The organism is Labilithrix sp. (assembly GCA_019637155.1).
GTDB lineage: Bacteria > Myxococcota_A > Polyangia > Polyangiales > Polyangiaceae > Labilithrix.
Map to the genome: position 1 here is coordinate 79,764 of JAHBWE010000019.1, position 17,535 is coordinate 97,298.

Sequence of the window (17,535 nt, forward strand, 5' to 3'; positions counted from 1 at the left end):
CGCCTATGTCGCATCGCAGAGCGCCGCGCACGCGGCGCGAGGAGTCGGTGATGATCATGAGCAAGCCGAAGAAGACCAAGCGCCCTCCGCCCCCGAGGCTCGACGCCGACGACGGCGACGCGTTCCTTCCGGACGTCGCGCGCTCGCACACGCGTCTCATCGACGACGACGCCGAGTCGTTCGCGGAGGAGTTCATCGCGGAGGTGACCTCGGCCGAGCACGTCGCGGAGGACGCGCGCGACGACCGCGCCGACGAGGAGGTCGGCGGGCACTACCTCGCCGACTACGCCGTCGCCCTCGACGACGACCCGATCGACCCGGCCGATCCGGCCGAGCGCTACGCCGATTAGCGCACGCCTTGCGCGGCGCGCGCCGCGCTTGCGCCGCGCGCCGCTGGTCGGCTTCTTGCTCGATGCTCGTGCATGCGCCGCATCGAAATGATCCTGGTCCCCATCGATTTCGGCCCTCCGAGCGATCACGCGCTCGACTTCGCGGTCGACCTCGCCGAGTCGCTCGACGCGAAGGTGCACGTCATCTCCGCGTTCCAGCTCCCGATCGTCGGGTTCCCGGACGGTGTGCTCGTCGCCTCGGCGGACGTGGCGACGCGCCTCGTGCAGTCGACGGAGGCCGCGCTGAAGCGTGCGGCGGAGCGGCATCGCGATCGCAAGGTCGTGCTCACGACCCACATCGAGCAAGGCGATCCGCGCGAGGTCATCCTCTCGGTCGCGAAGGACGTCCGCGCGGACCTCATCGTGATGGGCACGCACGGCCGCAAGGGCCTCGCGCGCGCGCTGGTGGGGAGCGTCGCCGAGGCCGTGCTGCGCACCGCCGAGGTCCCGGTCGTCACGGTCCATTGAGCGCAGAGTCTGCGCTGCGCCGCGCGGGTTGCGGCTGCCCTTCAGGTCGGGCCGAAAATCGCGCGCAGAATCGAGTGGCGCATGCCTTGCACCGACAGAGCGGCATGAACCCGTTCCGTCACATCCTGGTCCCGGTCGACTTCGGCGATGCTTCGGAGCACGCGGTCGACCTCGCGCTCACGCTCGGCACGCGCTTCGACGCGAAGGTCACGCTCCTCCACGTGTCGTGGATGCCGCCCTACTACTACTCGGCGTACGCGGAGGGCGTCTCGTTTCCGATCGACGAGATGGAGACGAAGGGGAAGGCGATGCTCGACCAGGCGTTCGCGAAGGCGGTGGAGCGCTACAAGCGCGTCGAGACGATGATGCTGCCCGGCGATCCGTGGGAGAAGATCCTCGAGGCGGTGAAGAGCACCGGCGCGGATCTGATCGTGATGGGGACGCACGGCCGTCGCGGCGTCGTGCGCGTGGTCCTCGGGAGCGTCGCCGAGAAGGTCGTCCGGCACTCGCCGGTCCCGGTCCTGACCGTCGGTCCACGGCGATGAGCCCGGGCCCACGGCGCGCCGAGCGGTACAGCCGTTTGCTCGACGCCGTCGCGCGCCGTCTTCGTGTGGAGGTGACCGGCGCCGAGCGGCTCCCGCCGGGCCGAGGTCTCATCGTCGCGAACCACGCGTTCGGTTTCTGGGACCTGGCGCTCGCGCTCGCGCGCATTCGAGCGCTGACGGGCCGTGAGGTCTGGTCGTTGGGTGAGCATCTCTGGTGGCAGATCCCGATCGTGCGTCGCATCGCGAGGGAGGCGGGCATCGTCGACGGGACGCCCGAGAACGCCGACGCGCTCCTGCGGGAGGACAAGCTCGTGCTGGTGTTGCCGGGCGGGCTTCGCGAGGCGTTGAAGCCCCGCGAGCTTCGTTATCGGTTGCTATGGGGTCGCCGCTACGGCTTCGTGCGAGCCGCGATGCGCAACGACGCCCCCATCATCCCGCTCGCGTGCATCGGCGGCGACGACCTGTTCGACATCGTCGGCGACGCGTACGCCCGCGGCCGCCGCTGGCATCTCGGCATCCCGCTCCCGCGCCCGGCGCATCTGCTTCCCATCCTGCATCCGACGCAGCTCCGCTTCATGGTCGGCGAGCCCATCCCGGTGACCCACCGCGGCAGCGAAAGCGACGCCCGCGCAGTCCGCAGCCTCCGCCGCGAAGTCGAAGGCGCCATCCACGAAATGCTCGAAGACGAGCTCTCCCGCCGCGCCGGCTTCCCAGTCACGACGCCCCCACACCCACCCGCGAACACCGCCCCAGAACCCATCACATGACGCGCTCACGTTCGCGCATCACGGCGGCTCCGTTGAAGCGACTGGCAAGCGCGCTCCGAGCCCGCCTGCGCCAATGTTCAAAAGCGTTGAGGAGCGCGAGTGGGAGCGAAATGCATCCGCTTGGTTCGTGGTGCTTGACGGATTTCTGGAGTGACGAGCGCGCGACGAGGCGAGTGCCCCCTTTGACGGCCCCGCGCCGCGCATGGCGGACACGTGGTGCGCGTTTCGGAAGGGCGACGATTCATTTCGGATCGATGCCCTCGCGCGGTCGACCTCGAGGCGCTGAAGAGGCTGAAAAATCGCGTGGTACGAGAGGTCATGCGCATCGATGACCTCTCGAACGAACAGCTCCTATCCGCGCTTTGTCGCGTCCTTGGTGATGAGCGTCGCGCTGTCGCGGCGATGCTCGGATCCGCTGCGCCGGCGTCGCCTGAATGGCCGCTGGCGCTGAACGACGAGCGGACACCGCGGGAGATCGTTCGCTTTGTGCTCGTTCGGCTTGGGTTTCGTGAGCGAGACGTCGGCACCGCGCTCGCGCGACTGCCCGCGACGGTGTGGTCGGAGCCGCTCGACGTCGCTGTGTGCACCGCGCTCCGTCTGCTCACGTAGATCACCCATCCAGAGCGGACGCCGGCGGCGTACGTTCGCCGGTCGTCTCGCAGGCGGACTCCGGCGAGAGGAAGCCCGAGCCGTATCGAACGAAGATTTCGCCTGATGCGCGTTACACACGCGATGCGCGAAGGCTGCATCGGCGCCGCGTTCGGGCTCGCCGACGCTCGTCGCTGTCAATGCCCGCGTTTCGTCGAAGCGTGTCTCGACGATGTTTCGGAAGGGCGGAGAGCCGTCCGTCGCGAGTATGAGGTTCGCGCTTCAATTGAGCTGCCGATACGGATCGGTGGGAGATACGGTCTGCCTCGCGCGAGGATGCGTCAGCGGCGTGCGAAGCTCGCCGAGCGAGGGGCGGTCGATAGGCGGCGAATGCCCGACAGGCGGGGGTCGTTCGACTGTGGGACATCGGGCTCGGCGGTGGCGGCGGGCGCGAAGGCGATGAAGAACGGGGCGAGGTCGTGGTCGAGGGCGGTCCAGTCGGTGCGTTCGTGCACGCGTGAGGTGTCGAGTGGCTCGCCCGTCTTCCAGGCGATCGCGCGCATCATGAGCTTCGTGAAGAGACCGTAGCGCGGGTACGCGATGGCGCCGCCGGCGGTGACGACGGCGCGGGCAGGGAGCGCTGCGTCGTCGACGAGGGCCTGCGCGATGCGCGCGGCGTTGCGGCGCGCGCCGAGGTCGGGGTTGGCGGCGGAGTTGCTGACCGAGACGAGGGCGAAAGGTCGCGACGCGAGCGTGTCGCGATAGGTCCGTACGAACCGCTCGAGCTCCGGCGCGTGGTGTCCGAAGTAGACCGGCGCGACGACGACGTAGCCGTCGTGGCCGTCGAGCTCGGCGCGCGTCGCGAGGCTCGCGCGCACGAGACGGACCGCATGGCCCTCGCGGCACGCGCGGTCGACGATGTGCTCGGCGATCTTCGCGCTCTGGCCATAGCGGCTCTCGTAGATGACGGCGATGCTGCTCATGGGACGGCTCCTTTCATGGCGTCGTTACTTGCTCGTGACTCGCTCGGGCGCACGGACGACGAGGACCGAGCGATCCGCGTGGTTCACCACCTTCGCCGCGGTCGTGCCGAGGAAGCGGTCGAGGACGTCGTAGCCGTGCGAGCCGAGGACGATGAGATCGACGTCGTCCTCCCGCGCGGCGCGGCAGATCGCGTCCCACGGCGTGCCGGCCTCGACGTGCACACGCAGGACCTTGTCCGCGCCGATCTCGCGCGCCGCCACCTCGAGCGCAGCGCGGGCATGCTCCTCGAGGGTGCGCGCGAAGTCCGCCGGCGCCATCGTGTACGCATCGACGGGCACGTCGGACGGGACCGTGACGGCACGGAAGAGGACGAGCTCCGCGCCCGTGGCAGCCGCCAGCTCGGCGGCCGCATGGAGGACGCCGTGATGACGCGGCGAGCCATCGAGCGCGACGAGGATCTTCTTCATGCGCAGGGTCGAGAGCAAGGGCCGGGCCGGCTCCTCGCGATCCGGCTCGCGTTCCGGCGACCCGTCACGACCACGGCCGGGCCAAGCGCCGCGTGGAGGTTCGGTGGCGGCGGGCGCAAGCGGCGCGTGCGATGCGCAGGAGTTGCGTCGAGGCCACGTCGCCACCCGATGTCGAGGCCACGTCGAAGGTTGCGTCGCGTGGCGGGCCCGCTCCGCGTGGATGGCATGGCGCGTGGAACGTGCCGGGAAGAGAGGTACTCATGAAACGATTCCAAGGTCAGGTCGCGCTCGTGACGGGGGGCGCTCGCGGTATTGGCGCAGCGACGGCGCGTCGGCTCGCGGACGAAGGGGCGGCCGTCGTGATCACCGACGTGCTGGACCGTGAAGGAGAGGCGCTCGCCGCCGAGATCCGGCGCGCGGAGGGCCGTGCGGTCTACGAGCACCTCGACGTGACGTCGGAGGTCGAGTGGGCGCGCGCGATCGATCGCGCGGCGACGCTCGGGAAGGTCACCGTCCTCGTGAACAACGCGGGCATCGCGTGCAGCGAGGACCTCGAGAGCGAGACGCCCGAGGGCTACGCGAAGGTCATCGCGACGAACCAGACGGGCGCATGGCTCGGGATGAAGGCCGCCGCGGCGGAGCTCCGGAAGTACGGCGGCTCGATCGTGAACGTGTCGTCGATTTACGGCGCCTCGGGCGGTACGGGCACCTCGTTCGCGTACCACGCGGCGAAGGGCGCGCTGCGGACGATGACGAAGAACGCGGCGATCCACTGGGCGAAGCAGGGAGTCCGCGTGAACTCGGTTCATCCCGGCTTCGTCAAGACGCCGATGATCGAGCCGTTCACCGACATGCGAACGGAGGCCGGCCGCGCGCTCGGCGAGTACATCGCAGCGTCCACGCCGATGGCCCGCGTCGGCCGCCCCGAAGAGGTCGCGGCCGCGATCGCGTTCCTCGCAAGCAGCGACGCCTCGTACGTCACCGGCGCCGAGCTCTACGTCGACGGCGGCTTCACCGCTTGGTGAGCGCGTCGTCGCAGGCCCTTCGCAGACAATAATCAAATTTGATTAAAGGCTCAAATTTGATTAGCATACAGGGTCGTGGTGTCGAGGCGGGCGGGCGGGGCGCGCGAGATGGCGGTCGGATGGGTGGGGAGGGCGCGTGCGATACGACCGTCGCATTGTCCCGAGCCCGCCGCCGCATCTCCGCGCGCGAATTCCGGCATGGAGGCACGGACCACCATGTCGCCGCGTGGTACCGAGCCCGTGTCACCGGATGCTGCGCGAGAACGGTGAGGGCCTTGAGCTCGCCGCCGTACGCCCCCTCGCCACCTTCGGATCGGACCGTTGCGGACTCGCCGACACGCAAGGACGCAAAGGACCGCGGACGCGCGATCTCGGCCGGGCGTCACGTGGGCGTCGTTGCCGTGGCTCCGGTGGTGAGGACGGGGATGTTGGATTGGCGCAGGACGCGTTCGGCGGTGCTGCCTAGCACGATGTGGGGGAGGCCGCGGCGGCCGTGGGTGCCCATCACGATCAGGTCCGCGTGGTCGGCCGCTGCTGTTGCGAGGATGACGTCGGCTGGGTGCCCGCCTGCGAGCATCGCCTCGCTCCGTGCGTGTCGCTGCCTCAAGCTCGCCAACCTTCGCTCGAGCGCCGCGCGCGCGGCGGCCTCCACGCCCTCGATCGGCCACGCGAACGCCCCCGCATACACCGGCGGCGGCGCCGTCCAGACATGGAGCAACGTGATGCGTGCGCCGAACTCCGCCGCCAGCGCTACAGCGAGGTCCTCCGCGTGGCGGGAGGCGTCCTCGAAGTCCGTCGCGACGAGGATGTGCTTCGGCGCGAAGGGCGCAAAGGGGGCGAACGGCGTGAACGGCGTGGGCATCGCGGGCTCAGGCCGTGCGCGGCGCGCCGAAGCGGGGCTTGTCGTTCATGTTCAGCTCGAGCCAGCGCGCGACGTCGGCGCGGGTCAGCATGCCGACGAGGAGGCCCTCGTCGAGCACCGGGAGCTGGTCGACGTTCAGCTCGCCGAGCTTACGCAGCGCCGCGTGCGCGTTGTCGTTCGGCGACACGACCGCGAGCTCCTCGCGCGGCGTCATGACCTCCGACACCGACGTCGTGTCCCAGCGGTCCTGCGCGAGCTTGCGCACGTCGGCGACGCAGACGAGGCCCACGAGCCGCTCGCGACCGTCGACGACCGGGAACGCGTGGTCGCTCGAGCGCATGAACCAGTCGTTGACGACCTCGCGCACGCTCGTGCCCACCGGCACGACGTAGCCGCTGCGACGCATCAGGTGGCCGACGCGCGTGCCCTCGAGCGCCTCCTCGACGAGCAGCGCGCCGAAGCTGCGCTCCGCCGCCGAGCTGAGGAACCAGCCGATGAACGCGAGCCAGATGCCGCGCCCCGCTCCCGTGCCGAAGAACGGGATCTGCGCGCCGAACGACATCAAGATGCCGAGGAGCACGAACGACCAGCCCACGATCCGCCCCATCATCGTCGCCGCCTCCGTCGCGCGGTGCAGGCTCCCCGTCGCCCTCCAGACCAGCGCGCGGAGCACGCGACCGCCGTCGAGCGGGAAGCCCGGGATGAGGTTGAACACGCCGACGACGAGGTTCACCGGGCCGAGCCAGAAGAGCAGCGTCCCGAGCGGACCCAGGCTCGCGAGCGTCGCGACCGGATCGGCCGGATCGACGTGCGAGAGCGTCAGCGTCGCGGTGAAGAGGAAGAGCACGCCGAGCGTGATGCTCACGAGCGGGCCCGCGACCGCGATCAGGAGCTCGGCCTTCGGCGACGGCGGCTCGCGCTCGAGGTTCGAGACGCCTCCAAAGAGGAAGAGCCGGATCTCCCGCACCCGCATCCCGAACGCCTGCGCCACGCGCGCGTGGGCGAGCTCGTGCGCGACGACCGACGCGAAGAAGAGCAGCGCCGCCACGACCGCGAGGACGAAACACGCCCCGCCGCTCCATGACGGGTGCCATTCGTGGAACACCGTCGTGAGGTTCCACGTCAAGAGCAGGAAGATGAGCCCCCAGCTCCAGTCGACGCCGAGTTGAATCCCGAACAGCTGCCCAAGTCGAAATCCGCCGCGCATGCACCGCCTCGATGCAACACCGATACCCACGCACCGTGCGGCGAGACCAGCAGAGGTGCGGAGCGCGCGGGCGCAGAGACCGCGCCGCGGCGCAAGAGCTGCCGTCACACCAGACGGATGACCTCGTGCGGCCGCGGCATGAGGACGTGGGGGAAGCCGTGGTCCGCGAGCGCGTCCGCGAGCGAGCGCTGCGCGTTCGGCTCGCCGTGGACGAGCACGATCGTCTTCAGCGCGCCGGCGCGGTGCGTCGCCCTCGCGTAGCGGACCAGGTCGTCGCGATCGGCGTGCGCGCTGAAGCCGTTGAGCACGAACACCTCCGCCCGCCGCTCGCGCTCGACCCCGAAGATGCGCACGCGGGGCCGGCGCTCGACGAGACGGCGTCCGAGCGTGTGCTGCGCCTGGAAGCCGACGATCACGACCGCGTTCCGCTCGTCCTCGACGCCGGCGCGGAGGTGATGCAGCACGCGTCCGCCTTCGCACATGCCGCTCGCCGCGATGATGAGCGCAGGCCCGCGCAGCTGATCGAGCGCCTTCGAGTCCTCCACCGCGGAGACGTAGCGGAGCCCTTCGAAGTCGAAGAGCGGCTCGTTGCGACGAAGGTGCGCGCGCGCCTCCTCGTCGTAGCACTCGGGGTGCATCCGGAAGATGTCGGTGATCTTCACCGTGAGCGGCGAGTCGACGTAGACGGGTATAGCGGGTATTCGCTTATCGGCCCGGAGGCGGCGGAGTGAATAGACGATCTCCTGCGCGCGCTCGAGCGCGAACGAAGGGACGATGATCTTCCCGCCCCGCGCCGCGACGCGCTGGACGATCGCGGCGAGCTCCTCGTGCATCTCCGTCATCGGCGGGTGGACGCGATCGCCGTAGGTGCTCTCGGTCAACAGGACGTGCGCGTCGTTCGCGACCTCGGGGTCGCGGAGGATCGGCATGCTGTGGCGCCCGAGGTCGCCGGTGAACACGATCCGCCGCCGCGCGCCGCCGTCCTCCACGTCGAGCACCGTCACCGCGCTGCCGAGGACGTGACCGGCGTCGAGGAAGGTGACGTGGACCCCCGGCGCGACGGGCACGCGCCGGTGGTAGGGGACCGAGACCATCTGCTCGAGCACCGGCGCGACGTCGGCCTCGGTGTAGAGCGGCTCCACCGGCTCCATGTCGGCGTGGTCTCGCTCGATGACCTTGTTCACGTAGCGCGCGTCCGACTCCTGGATGTTCGCGCCGTCCGCGAGCATGACGGCAGCGAGGTCGCGCGTCGCGTGGGTCGAGTAGATCGGCCCGCGGAACCCTTGCTTGACGAGGATCGGGAGCGCGCCGGCGTGATCGATGTGCGCGTGCGAGAGCACCACCGCGTCGAGGTCGGCGCCGGCGACGCCGAGGTGGCGGTTCTTCGTGAACGAGTCGTGACGGCGGCCCTGGAAGAGACCGCAGTCGAGGAGCACCGCTGCTTTCCGCGTGCGGAGGACGTGCTTCGAGCCGGTGACGGTGCGCGCCGCGCCGACGATCTCGAGCTCCATCAGAGCTCCCCGAAGCGGAAGACGAGCATCGCCGACGGACCGCTGAGCCGCATCGGGAGGAAGCCCGGCTCCTCGGTGTTGCCGACGAAGCGATACCCTCCGCCGAGCGCGACCCGCACGTGACGCACGACGTTCGCCTCCACCTCCACCGCCGGCTCGACGACGACGAAGCGATCGTGGCGCCGGAAGCTCTCGTCCCGCGTCGCCGAGTACGCCATCCCGCCGCCGATGAGGAGCCCGAACGCGCCGTGGACGCGCTGCTTCGGCGCGAGGATCCCGCCCATCCGGACGCCGCCGTACCCGAGCCCGAGCCGCGCGTTGCCGCCGGGCGCCTGCAGCGACAGCGGCGGGATGACGTCGGTGACGGTCGCGTACCCCGCGCCGCCGATCACGATCGAGTCCGCGAGGATCCAACCCGCCTGGCCGCCGGCGAGGAGCACCGCGTCGCCGGCCAGCGTCGAGACCTTCATCTCCGGGCCGGCGTAGCCGCCGGTGACGGGAGGCGCGGTCGCCGTCGTCTCCTCCGCGTGCGAGAACGTGCTCACGAGGAGGCCGACCGCGAAGGCGGCGAGGGCGAGCGCGACGGGGTGGACACGGTTCGAGCTCATGACGTCGATCGGTGAGGCATACGTCGTACCGTTCGAGGCGCGCAGACCTTGCGCGGCACCGTCATTGCTCGACGTCCGGGCATGTCCCGCGTCGGCAGCTTCGCGCGTACGGTCGGCCTCTCGCTCGTCCTCGGAGGTTGCCTCCTCGCGAGCGTGCGCGAGCGCGAGAGCATGGCCCCGCCGCCGACGCTCATGGCGGCGAAGGTGCACGCCTCGTCCGCGGCGCCGGTCCTGCCGATCGTGATGCTGCGGACCGCGCGCGACGAGCTCGGCCTCGACGACGCGTCGCGCGCCAACGTCGCGATGATCGTTCACGAGGCCGAGTTCAAGTCGCACGTCATCGTGCACGCGCGCGCCGCGTTCCTCGAGATCCTCGCGCAGAGCGTGGAGGAGGGGAGGGTCGACGAGGTCGAGGTCGCGATCTTCTCCGACCAGGTGTCGTGGGCGATGGAAGAGTCGAGCCGCCCGCTCCGCGCCGCGATGCTCCAGCTCTACGATGCGCTCACGGAAGAGCAGCGCGCGCTCCTCGTGCAGAAGATGGCGGAGAAGACGGCGCTCTGGGCGCCGACGTGGGCCGCGTCGCGGGAGCATCGCTGGCTGAGCGGGTTCGAGCGCGGGGACCTCGCGGACTTCGGCGGCGACCTCGTGCGCACCGGCCGCGGCTGGGCCGACAAGAGCGCGGCCAACGTCCGGAAGAACTTGCCGCGGCTCGACCCGGCAGCGCGGCGCGCGCTCGCGGCGTCGCTGCGGATCGGCCATTTCGAGTGAGCCGGCAGAGGACTTGCAGCGGGAGAGGTGCATGAACACCGAACCCCTCCACGAGACGACGATGCGTGACGTCATGACGGCGGCGCCTTGTACGGTCGAGACCAGCGTCTCGCTCGCGGAGGCGCACGGGCTCATGCGGCGGCATCGCTGCCGCCACCTCCCCGTCGTGCGCCACGGCGAGCTCGTCGGCATCGTCTCCGAGCGCGATCTCTACCTCGTCGAGACGTTGAGCGGCGCGAACCAGGAGCTCGACCAGGTCGTCGACGCGATGACGCCCTACGTCTACACCACGACGCCGGACGCCAAGCTCCGCGACGTCGCGCGCGTCATGGCGGCGGAGAAATACGGCTGCGCGGTCGTGCTCGATCGCGACAGCGTGATCGGCATCTTCACGTCGACGGACGCGTTCCGCCACCTCGTCGCGCGTCTGGGCTGAGCGGACCGCAGCGGCTGCGCGCGCGGCGCAACGGTTGCGCGTGGCATGCGCGCTGCGACGACGAGAGGCATGTCGACCCTACCGTTTTACAAACCACCCAAACGCGTCGTCCTCACCGGCGGCCCCGGCGCGGGGAAGACCGCCGTGCTCGAGATGGCGCGGCGCGAGCTCTGCCGCCACGTCGAGGTGCTCCCCGAGGCGGCGGCCATCGTCTTCGGGGGAGGCTTCCCGCGCCGCTCCGGCGAGATCGAGCAGCGCGCGGTGCAGCGCGCGATCTTCTGGATCCAGAACGAGCTCGAGTCGCTCGCGCACGCGAACGACGCGCTCGCGACGGTGCTCTGCGATCGCGGCACGATCGACGGCCTCGCGTATTGGCCCGGCCACCGCTCCGACTTCTTCGCGGAGCTCCGCACGTCGATGTACGAGGAGCTCCGGCGCTACGACGAGGTCATCCATCTGCGCGTTCCGCCGGACCCCACCGCGTACCGCGGGACGACGATCCGCCGCGAGACCCACGAGGAGGCGCTCGCGATCGACGCGCGCTTGCTCGAAGCGTGGGCGGAGCATCCGCGACGGATCGTCATCGACGGAACGCAGCACTTCATGGAGAAGGCGAGCGCCGCGCTCGAAGCGATCCGGAGCGTGAGCGCGGAGCACGTCTGCGACGAAGCGGCGGCGTTGGTATGAACGGTGCTCCGAGGCGGGCTCGGAGGTGTGTCATGGTCCATCGATCACCGTTCCTGTTCGTCCTCGCCCTCGGAGCGCTCGCCGCTGCGTGTGGCGGAGACAAGAAACCCGCTGCGAGCCCGACGCCGCCCGCCGATCCGAGCATCACGAGCGCGTTCTTCCGCGCGCCCGAGTCGCGCCCGGTCAGCCCGTCGATCGCGGTCTCCGACGAAATTGCGCGTACGTGCAAAATCGACATCAACAGCATCGACGGCTCGCCGAAGTTCGAGTTCGACAAGAGCGAGCTCCTGCCCGCGGATCACGTCGTCCTCGGGAAGATCGCGCGCTGCGTGCGCGACGGTCACCTCGGCGACGGCGCGCTCATGCTCGTCGGTCGCGCCGATCCTCGCGGCACGACGGAGTACAACATGGCGCTCGGCGCGCGGCGCGCCCACGCCGTCGGGTCGTTCCTGACGCAGCTCGGGCTCGATCCCGCGCGGCTGCAGGAGACGTCGCGCGGGGAGCTCGACGCGGTGGGGACCGACGAGCCGAGCTGGCAGCTCGATCGTCGCGTCGACATCGTCATGGCGCACGAGTGAAGACCCGATCACGCGACGCGCATCGGCGTTTGGAGGCGCAGCGTGGCGAGGTCCGCGAGGACCTCGTCGGCTGCGTCGTCGATCGCGCTCCAGGTGGTGAGGTCGTGGCTCTTCGTCGTGTCGGTCGGCAGCCCCATCAGCCACGCCGCCATGCGCATCGTCCGGCGCAGCCACGGCGCGTAGAGCGGGTAGGCGATGCAGCCGCCCGTCATGACGACGTGGCAGCGGCGCCAGCCGGTGCGCTCGAGGAACGAGCGCGTCAGTCGCGCGATCCCCGCCTTCGCGGACTTGCGCTTCGCCGCGGCGCCGAGGCTGACGGAGATGAACGCGCTCGGACACGACGAGAGCGCGTAGGCGTGGGAGCGGACGAGCTCCTCGATCGAGCGCGGGTAGCGCCGGTCGTAGACCGCGGCGATGACGACGGCGGCGCCGAAGCGAGAGACCGCGATCGGATGGGCTCCCGGCGACTGCTCGAGGTAGACCTCGAGGCCCTCGGCGCGGATGCGGTCGACGACGCGCTCTGCGATCTTCGCGCAGTGCCCATGACGAGTTTCGACGACGACGAGCACGGGGTTCATGGCGGGCACCTCCCGCGCTCCGTCGGAGCAAGATGCCGGCCAGCGCTACGTGGCCGCCGCCTCGCGCGACAGGAGCAGGCACTCCTTCGCGAGGCGGACGACGAGCGGACCGAGGAGGAGGCCGGCGGGACCGGCGACGCTGAACCCGCCGAGCATCGAGACGAAGACGAGGGGGATCGGCAGATCGAGCCGCCCGTAGCGCGCGAGGACCGGCCGCACGACGTTGTCGACGGTGCCGACGATCGCGACGCCGATGAGCACGAGCGCGATCGCGGCGGTCAGGCGGCCGGTGAGCGCGAGCGCGGCCGCGACGGGGACCCAGACGAAGGCGGCGCCGACACCGGGCACCATCGCGGTGAAGGTCGTGAGGAGCCCGAGGACGAGCGGGTGCGGAACCCCGAGCGCGACGTAGGCGATCGTCGCGACCGTGCCCTGCGCGACGCCGGCGCCGCCCGTCCCGATGATCAAGCCGCGGCCGGTCTCCGAGAACGCGGCCGCGAGCCGGGAGAGGATGGCGGGCGCGACCGGCGCGTGCGCGAGCGCCCACGCGCGCACGGCGGCGGCGTGGGCGAGGCGGACGTAGACGACGGTCACGAAGACGACGAGGCCGAGCGCGGCGTGGCTCGTCGCGCCCGCGACCGCGCGCGCGAACGCATAGGCTCGTCCGCCCTCGGTGCTCCCGAGGCGGAGGAGCTCCTCGACGGTGGGCATGCCGCCGCCGTTCGTGGGCGACAGGAGCGCCTCGAGCATCTTGCGCGCGTCGCCGCTCGCGATGACGCGGCGAACGAGCTCGGCCGCCTCGAGCGAGAGCGGCACGACGATCGCGACCACGGGGGCGGCGATCCCGAGGAGGACCGCGGCGGTGAGCAGGGCGGCGAGCGGACCGCGATGGCGCGCACGCGCGAGGAGCCGCTCGCACGGACTCGCGACGAGCCCGCTGATCCAGAGCGCGACGAGGATCCAGGGCCAGAACGGGAACACGACGACGGCGGCCGCGGCCACGGTCATGCCCGCCGCCACGACGTGGATCGCAGCCGGTCGCGCGAGCATGATCACACGTCGGTTCCGCTGCGCGAGAGCGCGTCGACGACGTCGACGTCGCTGACGATGCCGGCGAGCTGCTTGTCCTCGACGACGAGCACGCGGCGGACGTTCATCGTCGCCGCGCTGGCCGCCACGCGATCGATCGGCGTCGCGCCGTCGAAGCAGATCGTCTCGTAGCTCATGACCTCCTCGACCGGATCCTCGAGCAGGAGCGGCGGGAGGTGACGCGCCGCGAGCGCCTCGGCGTGGGTGAAGACGCCGACGGGACGCGCGCCGTCGAGCACGACGAGGCCGTGCACGCCGGCGTAGGCGAGGCAATGGATCGCCTTCGCGATCGAGTCCCCGACCTCGACCGTCTCGACCGGCCGGCTCATGATCGTCCGGATCGGCTGCGGCGCCGCGCGGTGGAGGAGCCCGCCGAGCACGTCGCGGATCGAGAGCACGCCGATCGGCTCATCGCCGTCGACGACGACGAGGCGGTGGGCGCGCGCGGCGACGAGCCTCCACGCCGCGTCGTCGAGCGGCTCCCCCGGCTTCGCGACGATCGCGGGCGAGGTCATCAGATCGGAGGCGCGCGCGCTCGAGCCTTCGCTCGACGCGACGACCTTCCGGACGACGTCGGTGGTGGAGACGACGCCGGCGAGCCGGCCTTCGTCGTCGAGGACCGGAAGGGCCGAGAAGGCTCCCGATGCGAACAGCTTCATGATGTCGCCCGAAGAGGTGTCGACCTTCACCGTGACCGCCGGGGCCGTCATTCGATCGCGTACGCAGACCATCGTCGTTTCTCCTTCCTCCACCTCCCAGCAAGGGTCGGGCCTGGCCGGCGCAATCGATGCATCGCGCGTGCACGAATGATGACCGCGATCGACGAGCAGCGCCGGCATCACGATGAGGTCGATCCTCACGTCCGAGGTCGCTGGCTCTCGGACCTGATCCTGGGCGCGCAGGACGGGCTCGTGAACACCCTCGGCGTCGTGCTCGGGGTCGCGGCCGCGAGCGCGAGCGTCCGGATCACGCTCGCGGCCGGCGTCGCGGCGGGCCTCGCCGAGGCCGCTTCGATGGCCGCGGTCGCGTACACGTCGTCGTCGGCGCGGGGCGAGATGTACCGCGCCGAACGCGCGCGAGAGTACCGCCACGTCGCGCGCGTTCCGCTGATCGAGCGCGACGAGATCCGCGGGATCTACGCGCGGAAGGGCTTCGCCGGTCCGCTGCTCGACCGCGTCGTCGACACGATCTGCCGCGATCCGGACGTCTGGGTCGCGGTGATGATGGCGGAGGAGCACGCGCTCGAGCCGATCGATCGTCGCGCGAGCCTGCGCTCGTCCGCGATCGTGGGGGTGGCTTCGCTCGGCGGCGCCGTGCTGCCGGTGATCCCGTTCGCGCTGCTCTCGCGCGAGGCCGGCGTCGTCGCGGCGGTGCTGCTCGGCGCGCTCGGGCTCTTCGCCCTCGGCGCGCTGGGCGCGAAGATCACGGTGGGACGACCGCTGCGGAGCGGCCTCTCCTATGCGGCGATCGGCCTCGTCAGCGCCGCTCTCGGTTACGCCGTCGGTGCGCTGCTCGGCGTGGTCTGAGCAGCGTCGCGAGCGCGGCCGTCGCGAGGAGCGCGATGACGATCGCGAGCTGGAGCGGGATCTCCGACGGAAGCTGGCTGGGCATGCTCACCTGGGGAGCACGTCACGTTCCACGCGCAGGAACGGCGCGCGCCGCGCAGGCCTTGCGTCGGTCCCGTTCATGCTCGCGGTCTCGGCCCGCCAGCTCGTGGTGGGCACGGGCGGGGCCGAGCTCTCGCCGCTCTTCGTCGGCATCGTCGCGTCGGATATCGCGCCCGACAATGGCATCTAGGCCTCGACTTCCGGGTCCCGGTCGCGACGGAACGACTCTTGCGGCGTCACGCGGTGTTGGCACCGCTCCTCGAGATCAGCGGCCTCGTGAAGCGCTTCGGGGAGCGCACCGTGCTCGACGGCATCGATCTGGTGGTCGAGCGCGGCGAGACGATCGTCGTCCTCGGCGGCTCCGGCTCGGGCAAGAGCACGCTCGCGCGCGTCCTCGTCGGGCTCGAGCGCGCGACCGCGGGGCACATCTTGCTCGAGGGGAGGGACCTCGTCGGTCTCGGCGAGCACGAGCTTGCGGTGGAGCGGCGGCGCTTCGGGATGGTGTTCCAGAAGTACGCGCTCCTCGACTCGCTCACCGTCTTCGAGAACGTGGCGTTCCCGCTGACGGAGGATCAGCACCTGCCCGCGGAGGAGGTCCGGCCGCGCGTCATGGAGCAGCTCGAGGCGCTCGGGGTCGCCGGCGCGGCGGAGCTCCTCCCGGGCGAGCTCTCCGGCGGGATGGCGAAGCGCGTCGGCATCGCGCGCGCGATGGTCATGCGCCCCGAGATCCTCGTCTACGACGAGCCGACGTCGGGGCTCGATCCGGTGACGTCGCGCGTCGTCGACGGGCTGATCGAGGACGTCCGCGAGCGCTTCTGCGTGACGTCGATCGTCATCACGCACGACATGGCGACCGCGTACGGCATCGCCGATCGCGTCGTGCTCTTGCACGGCGGGCGGATCGTGCTCGACGGTCCGCCGGACCACGTGCTCGCGCTCGACGATCCTCGCATCGCGTCGTTCGCGTGCTCGAGCGGCGTCGAGCCCGCGCGCCTCCAGCGCCGCGCGCGGCGGAGGTCGCCCGCCGACATCCGCAAGCTCTGGGACGCGCGCCCCTCGCGCGAAGGCGCACGGTTTGCGCCCGCGTTCGCCACGTGAGCGCGCTCGCCGCGCGGTTGTCGCCGACGACGCGCGCGGCACTGCGTGTGCTTGTCGGGGCGGCATGCGAACGCTCCTGGCGAAGAGGACGGTCGGGCTCGCGTTGATCCTGCACGGGCTCGCGCACGTCGCGCTCGGCACCGCGGTGCAGGACGCGCGGCAGGGGATCGAGCTCGTCGTCGGCACGGTCCTCTTCGCGATCGCGACGCCGGGGTTCGTCGCGGCCGGGTTCGGGGCGTGGAACGTCGCGGGCCTGCGCCACGTCTGGGGCGGCCTCGTGAAGCTCGGCGTGCTCGCCTCGCTCCTCCTCGTCGTCATCAGCGCGCCGTCGGCGTCGCGGTCGATCGCCGCCGTCCTCGGCGACGTGCTGCTGCTCGCGTTCTCGGACATCCTCACCGCGCCGGCGGAGCCGAGGAGGGTCACGACATGATCCGCTCCGTCCTGGCGTACGCGCTCGTGGTGTACCTCGCGCTCCTGGTCGCGGTGCGTCCGTGGCAGCGCGACTGGGGATCGACCGCGGAGGAGCGGAGCGAGCGGCTGCCCGGCGACGAGCGCTCCGCGACGCCCGAGCGCGCCGGCGATCGCGCGATCGCGATCGACGCGCCGGCCTCGGTCGTGTGGTCGTGGCTCGTCCAGATCGGCCAGGACCGCGGCGCGCCGCTCGGCGGGCTCTTCGCCGATCGCCTCGGGTGGGAGGTCGATCACGTCGAGGAGGGCCGTCTGCTCGCGCTCCGCCATTCGGTCTTCGAGGTCGAGCCGACCTCGGAGCGCACGTCGCGCTTGCACGTCCGAACGCACGCGGGCGACGTCCCGGTGCCGCTCGCGCCGGTGCTCTTCATGGCGTTCGAGCCGGCGCACTTCGTCATGGAGCGCGCGATGCTGCGCGGGATCAAGGAGCGCGCGGAGAAGGGGCCCGACCGGACCTTCGCGTGGGTGGAGCGCACGACGGTGAAGGCCGGAGACGACGTGGTGGTGCGCTTCGGCCGGCCCGTCGACGGGGTGGCGATCGACCAGCGCTGGGTCACGCTCGCGCCCGCCGGCGTCCCGGTGACGAGCACGAGCGGGCGCGTCGTGCTCGATCGTGGAATGCAGGACGTGCGCCTGCGCGCGGGCCACGCCGGTCCGTACGAAGTGAGGATTTACGGCCGATATCCCGAAAAGGAGAGCCACCTCCTGATGAGGATTCCGGTCGACGTAGAGGGTTATCTCGTTCGGACGGGCAGCGAGCCGCTGTCCTCACCGCGAGAGCAATAGGAAAGCGAGGAACGACATG

At 71.0% G+C, this 17,535-nt stretch carries 23 protein-coding genes; 14 read left to right on the forward strand and 9 right to left on the reverse strand.

Annotated features, from left to right (window positions below; translation table 11 throughout):
* Positions 1-5: 5 nt before the first annotated feature.
* From KF837_34695 to KF837_34715, 5 genes are all read left to right on the forward strand, one after another.
* Entirely contained in the window at positions 6-350 is a 345-nt protein-coding gene (locus KF837_34695) for a hypothetical protein (protein MBX3232527.1), read from the forward strand.
* 72 nt (positions 351-422) lie between these two features.
* Complete coding sequence (locus KF837_34700; GenBank protein ID MBX3232528.1) at positions 423-857, forward strand: universal stress protein; 435 nt, start codon at positions 423-425, stop codon at positions 855-857.
* 104 nt (positions 858-961) lie between these two features.
* On the forward strand, positions 962-1,402 hold the full coding sequence (locus KF837_34705; GenBank protein ID MBX3232529.1) for a universal stress protein: 441 nt from the start codon (positions 962-964) through the stop codon (positions 1,400-1,402).
* Between the two features lie 35 nt (positions 1,403-1,437).
* Entirely contained in the window at positions 1,438-2,169 is a 732-nt protein-coding gene (locus KF837_34710; protein MBX3232530.1) for an acyltransferase family protein, read from the forward strand.
* 213 nt (positions 2,170-2,382) lie between these two features.
* The gene (locus KF837_34715) at positions 2,383-2,778 is read left to right on the forward strand and encodes a hypothetical protein (protein ID MBX3232531.1); all 396 of its coding nucleotides are present in this window, start codon (positions 2,383-2,385) and stop codon (positions 2,776-2,778) included.
* A 320-nt stretch (positions 2,779-3,098) separates the two neighbouring features.
* Here the strand turns inward: KF837_34715 and KF837_34720 are convergent, their stop codons facing one another.
* A complete protein-coding gene (locus KF837_34720) occupies positions 3,099-3,740 on the reverse strand; it encodes a flavodoxin domain-containing protein (GenBank protein ID MBX3232532.1) in 642 nt (213 codons plus the stop codon).
* Positions 3,741-3,764: 24 nt separating this feature from the next.
* The gene (locus KF837_34725) at positions 3,765-4,208 is read right to left on the reverse strand and encodes a universal stress protein (protein MBX3232533.1); all 444 of its coding nucleotides are present in this window, start codon (positions 4,206-4,208) and stop codon (positions 3,765-3,767) included.
* Between the two features lie 260 nt (positions 4,209-4,468).
* On the opposite strand from KF837_34725, the gene KF837_34730 reads away from it, so the two are divergent.
* Positions 4,469-5,233 (forward strand): glucose 1-dehydrogenase, encoded by a 765-nt coding sequence (locus KF837_34730; GenBank protein ID MBX3232534.1) that lies wholly within the window; start codon positions 4,469-4,471, stop codon positions 5,231-5,233.
* Positions 5,234-5,615: 382 nt separating this feature from the next.
* Here KF837_34730 and KF837_34735 read toward each other — a convergent pair whose 3' ends face one another.
* The 4 genes from KF837_34735 to KF837_34750 all read right to left on the reverse strand — a co-directional run bounded on the left by KF837_34735 (position 5,616) and on the right by KF837_34750 (position 9,421).
* On the reverse strand, positions 5,616-6,095 hold the full coding sequence (locus tag KF837_34735; protein ID MBX3232535.1) for a universal stress protein: 480 nt from the start codon (positions 6,093-6,095) through the stop codon (positions 5,616-5,618).
* Between the two features lie 7 nt (positions 6,096-6,102).
* Positions 6,103-7,302: a site-2 protease family protein gene (locus KF837_34740; GenBank protein ID MBX3232536.1), complete on the reverse strand. Its 1,200-nt coding sequence runs from the start codon at positions 7,300-7,302 to the stop codon at positions 6,103-6,105.
* A 104-nt stretch (positions 7,303-7,406) separates the two neighbouring features.
* The gene (locus KF837_34745) at positions 7,407-8,813 is read right to left on the reverse strand and encodes an MBL fold metallo-hydrolase (protein ID MBX3232537.1); all 1,407 of its coding nucleotides are present in this window, start codon (positions 8,811-8,813) and stop codon (positions 7,407-7,409) included.
* Positions 8,813-9,421: a hypothetical protein gene (locus tag KF837_34750; protein MBX3232538.1), complete on the reverse strand. Its 609-nt coding sequence runs from the start codon at positions 9,419-9,421 to the stop codon at positions 8,813-8,815. The genes KF837_34745 and KF837_34750 overlap by 1 nt, the downstream gene beginning before the upstream one ends.
* 81 nt (positions 9,422-9,502) lie before the next feature.
* Here KF837_34750 and KF837_34755 point away from each other — a divergent pair, with 81 nt between their 5' ends.
* The 4 genes from KF837_34755 (at position 9,503) to KF837_34770 (ending at position 11,890) form a co-directional block, all read left to right on the forward strand.
* Positions 9,503-10,189, forward strand: coding sequence for a hypothetical protein (locus tag KF837_34755; GenBank protein ID MBX3232539.1), 687 nt, complete (start codon positions 9,503-9,505; stop codon positions 10,187-10,189).
* Between the two features lie 73 nt (positions 10,190-10,262).
* A complete protein-coding gene (locus KF837_34760; GenBank protein MBX3232540.1) occupies positions 10,263-10,625 on the forward strand; it encodes a CBS domain-containing protein in 363 nt (120 codons plus the stop codon).
* A gap of 69 nt (positions 10,626-10,694) precedes the next feature.
* Entirely contained in the window at positions 10,695-11,312 is a 618-nt protein-coding gene (locus tag KF837_34765; protein ID MBX3232541.1) for an ATP-binding protein, read from the forward strand.
* Positions 11,313-11,344: 32 nt separating this feature from the next.
* Positions 11,345-11,890, forward strand: a complete 546-nt coding sequence (locus KF837_34770; protein MBX3232542.1) for an OmpA family protein — start codon at positions 11,345-11,347, stop codon at positions 11,888-11,890.
* A gap of 8 nt (positions 11,891-11,898) precedes the next feature.
* On the opposite strand, the gene KF837_34775 is transcribed toward KF837_34770, so the two are convergent.
* Genes KF837_34775 through KF837_34785 form a run of 3 tightly spaced genes read right to left on the reverse strand, consistent with a single transcriptional unit; the run spans position 11,899 to position 14,267 of the window.
* Positions 11,899-12,468 (reverse strand): hypothetical protein, encoded by a 570-nt coding sequence (locus KF837_34775; protein ID MBX3232543.1) that lies wholly within the window; start codon positions 12,466-12,468, stop codon positions 11,899-11,901.
* A gap of 45 nt (positions 12,469-12,513) precedes the next feature.
* Positions 12,514-13,518, reverse strand: a complete 1,005-nt coding sequence (locus KF837_34780; GenBank protein ID MBX3232544.1) for an AI-2E family transporter — start codon at positions 13,516-13,518, stop codon at positions 12,514-12,516.
* 2 nt (positions 13,519-13,520) lie between these two features.
* Positions 13,521-14,267: a CBS domain-containing protein gene (locus KF837_34785; GenBank protein ID MBX3232545.1), complete on the reverse strand. Its 747-nt coding sequence runs from the start codon at positions 14,265-14,267 to the stop codon at positions 13,521-13,523.
* A gap of 96 nt (positions 14,268-14,363) precedes the next feature.
* On the opposite strand from KF837_34785, the gene KF837_34790 reads away from it, so the two are divergent.
* The 4 genes from KF837_34790 to KF837_34805 all read left to right on the forward strand — a co-directional run bounded on the left by KF837_34790 (position 14,364) and on the right by KF837_34805 (position 17,516).
* On the forward strand, positions 14,364-15,083 hold the full coding sequence (locus tag KF837_34790) for a VIT1/CCC1 transporter family protein (GenBank protein MBX3232546.1): 720 nt from the start codon (positions 14,364-14,366) through the stop codon (positions 15,081-15,083).
* 324 nt (positions 15,084-15,407) lie between these two features.
* Complete coding sequence (locus KF837_34795; GenBank protein MBX3232547.1) at positions 15,408-16,262, forward strand: ABC transporter ATP-binding protein; 855 nt, start codon at positions 15,408-15,410, stop codon at positions 16,260-16,262.
* A 64-nt stretch (positions 16,263-16,326) separates the two neighbouring features.
* Positions 16,327-16,692: a hypothetical protein gene (locus KF837_34800; protein MBX3232548.1), complete on the forward strand. Its 366-nt coding sequence runs from the start codon at positions 16,327-16,329 to the stop codon at positions 16,690-16,692.
* Positions 16,689-17,516: a hypothetical protein gene (locus tag KF837_34805; GenBank protein ID MBX3232549.1), complete on the forward strand. Its 828-nt coding sequence runs from the start codon at positions 16,689-16,691 to the stop codon at positions 17,514-17,516. The genes KF837_34800 and KF837_34805 overlap by 4 nt, the downstream gene beginning before the upstream one ends.
* Positions 17,517-17,535 lie beyond the last annotated feature (19 nt).

Coding starts and splice junctions, on each gene's coding strand:
- KF837_34695 (MBX3232527.1), top strand. CDS start 6: ATGTCGCATCGCAGAGCGCCGCGCACGCGGCGCGAGGAGTCGGTGATG.
- KF837_34700 (MBX3232528.1), top strand. CDS start 423: ATGCGCCGCATCGAAATGATCCTGGTCCCCATCGATTTCGGCCCTCCG.
- KF837_34705 (MBX3232529.1), top strand. CDS start 962: ATGAACCCGTTCCGTCACATCCTGGTCCCGGTCGACTTCGGCGATGCT.
- KF837_34720 (MBX3232532.1), bottom strand. CDS start 3,740: ATGAGCAGCATCGCCGTCATCTACGAGAGCCGCTATGGCCAGAGCGCG.
- KF837_34725 (MBX3232533.1), bottom strand. CDS start 4,208: ATGAAGAAGATCCTCGTCGCGCTCGATGGCTCGCCGCGTCATCACGGC.
- KF837_34730 (MBX3232534.1), top strand. CDS start 4,469: ATGAAACGATTCCAAGGTCAGGTCGCGCTCGTGACGGGGGGCGCTCGC.
- KF837_34735 (MBX3232535.1), bottom strand. CDS start 6,095: ATGCCCACGCCGTTCACGCCGTTCGCCCCCTTTGCGCCCTTCGCGCCG.
- KF837_34740 (MBX3232536.1), bottom strand. CDS start 7,302: ATGCGCGGCGGATTTCGACTTGGGCAGCTGTTCGGGATTCAACTCGGC.
- KF837_34745 (MBX3232537.1), bottom strand. CDS start 8,813: ATGGAGCTCGAGATCGTCGGCGCGGCGCGCACCGTCACCGGCTCGAAG.
- KF837_34750 (MBX3232538.1), bottom strand. CDS start 9,421: ATGAGCTCGAACCGTGTCCACCCCGTCGCGCTCGCCCTCGCCGCCTTC.
- KF837_34755 (MBX3232539.1), top strand. CDS start 9,503: ATGTCCCGCGTCGGCAGCTTCGCGCGTACGGTCGGCCTCTCGCTCGTC.
- KF837_34760 (MBX3232540.1), top strand. CDS start 10,263: ATGACGGCGGCGCCTTGTACGGTCGAGACCAGCGTCTCGCTCGCGGAG.
- KF837_34765 (MBX3232541.1), top strand. CDS start 10,695: ATGTCGACCCTACCGTTTTACAAACCACCCAAACGCGTCGTCCTCACC.
- KF837_34770 (MBX3232542.1), top strand. CDS start 11,345: ATGGTCCATCGATCACCGTTCCTGTTCGTCCTCGCCCTCGGAGCGCTC.
- KF837_34775 (MBX3232543.1), bottom strand. CDS start 12,468: ATGAACCCCGTGCTCGTCGTCGTCGAAACTCGTCATGGGCACTGCGCG.
- KF837_34780 (MBX3232544.1), bottom strand. CDS start 13,518: ATGCTCGCGCGACCGGCTGCGATCCACGTCGTGGCGGCGGGCATGACC.
- KF837_34785 (MBX3232545.1), bottom strand. CDS start 14,267: ATGACGGCCCCGGCGGTCACGGTGAAGGTCGACACCTCTTCGGGCGAC.
- KF837_34790 (MBX3232546.1), top strand. CDS start 14,364: ATGATGACCGCGATCGACGAGCAGCGCCGGCATCACGATGAGGTCGAT.
- KF837_34800 (MBX3232548.1), top strand. CDS start 16,327: ATGCGAACGCTCCTGGCGAAGAGGACGGTCGGGCTCGCGTTGATCCTG.
- KF837_34805 (MBX3232549.1), top strand. CDS start 16,689: ATGATCCGCTCCGTCCTGGCGTACGCGCTCGTGGTGTACCTCGCGCTC.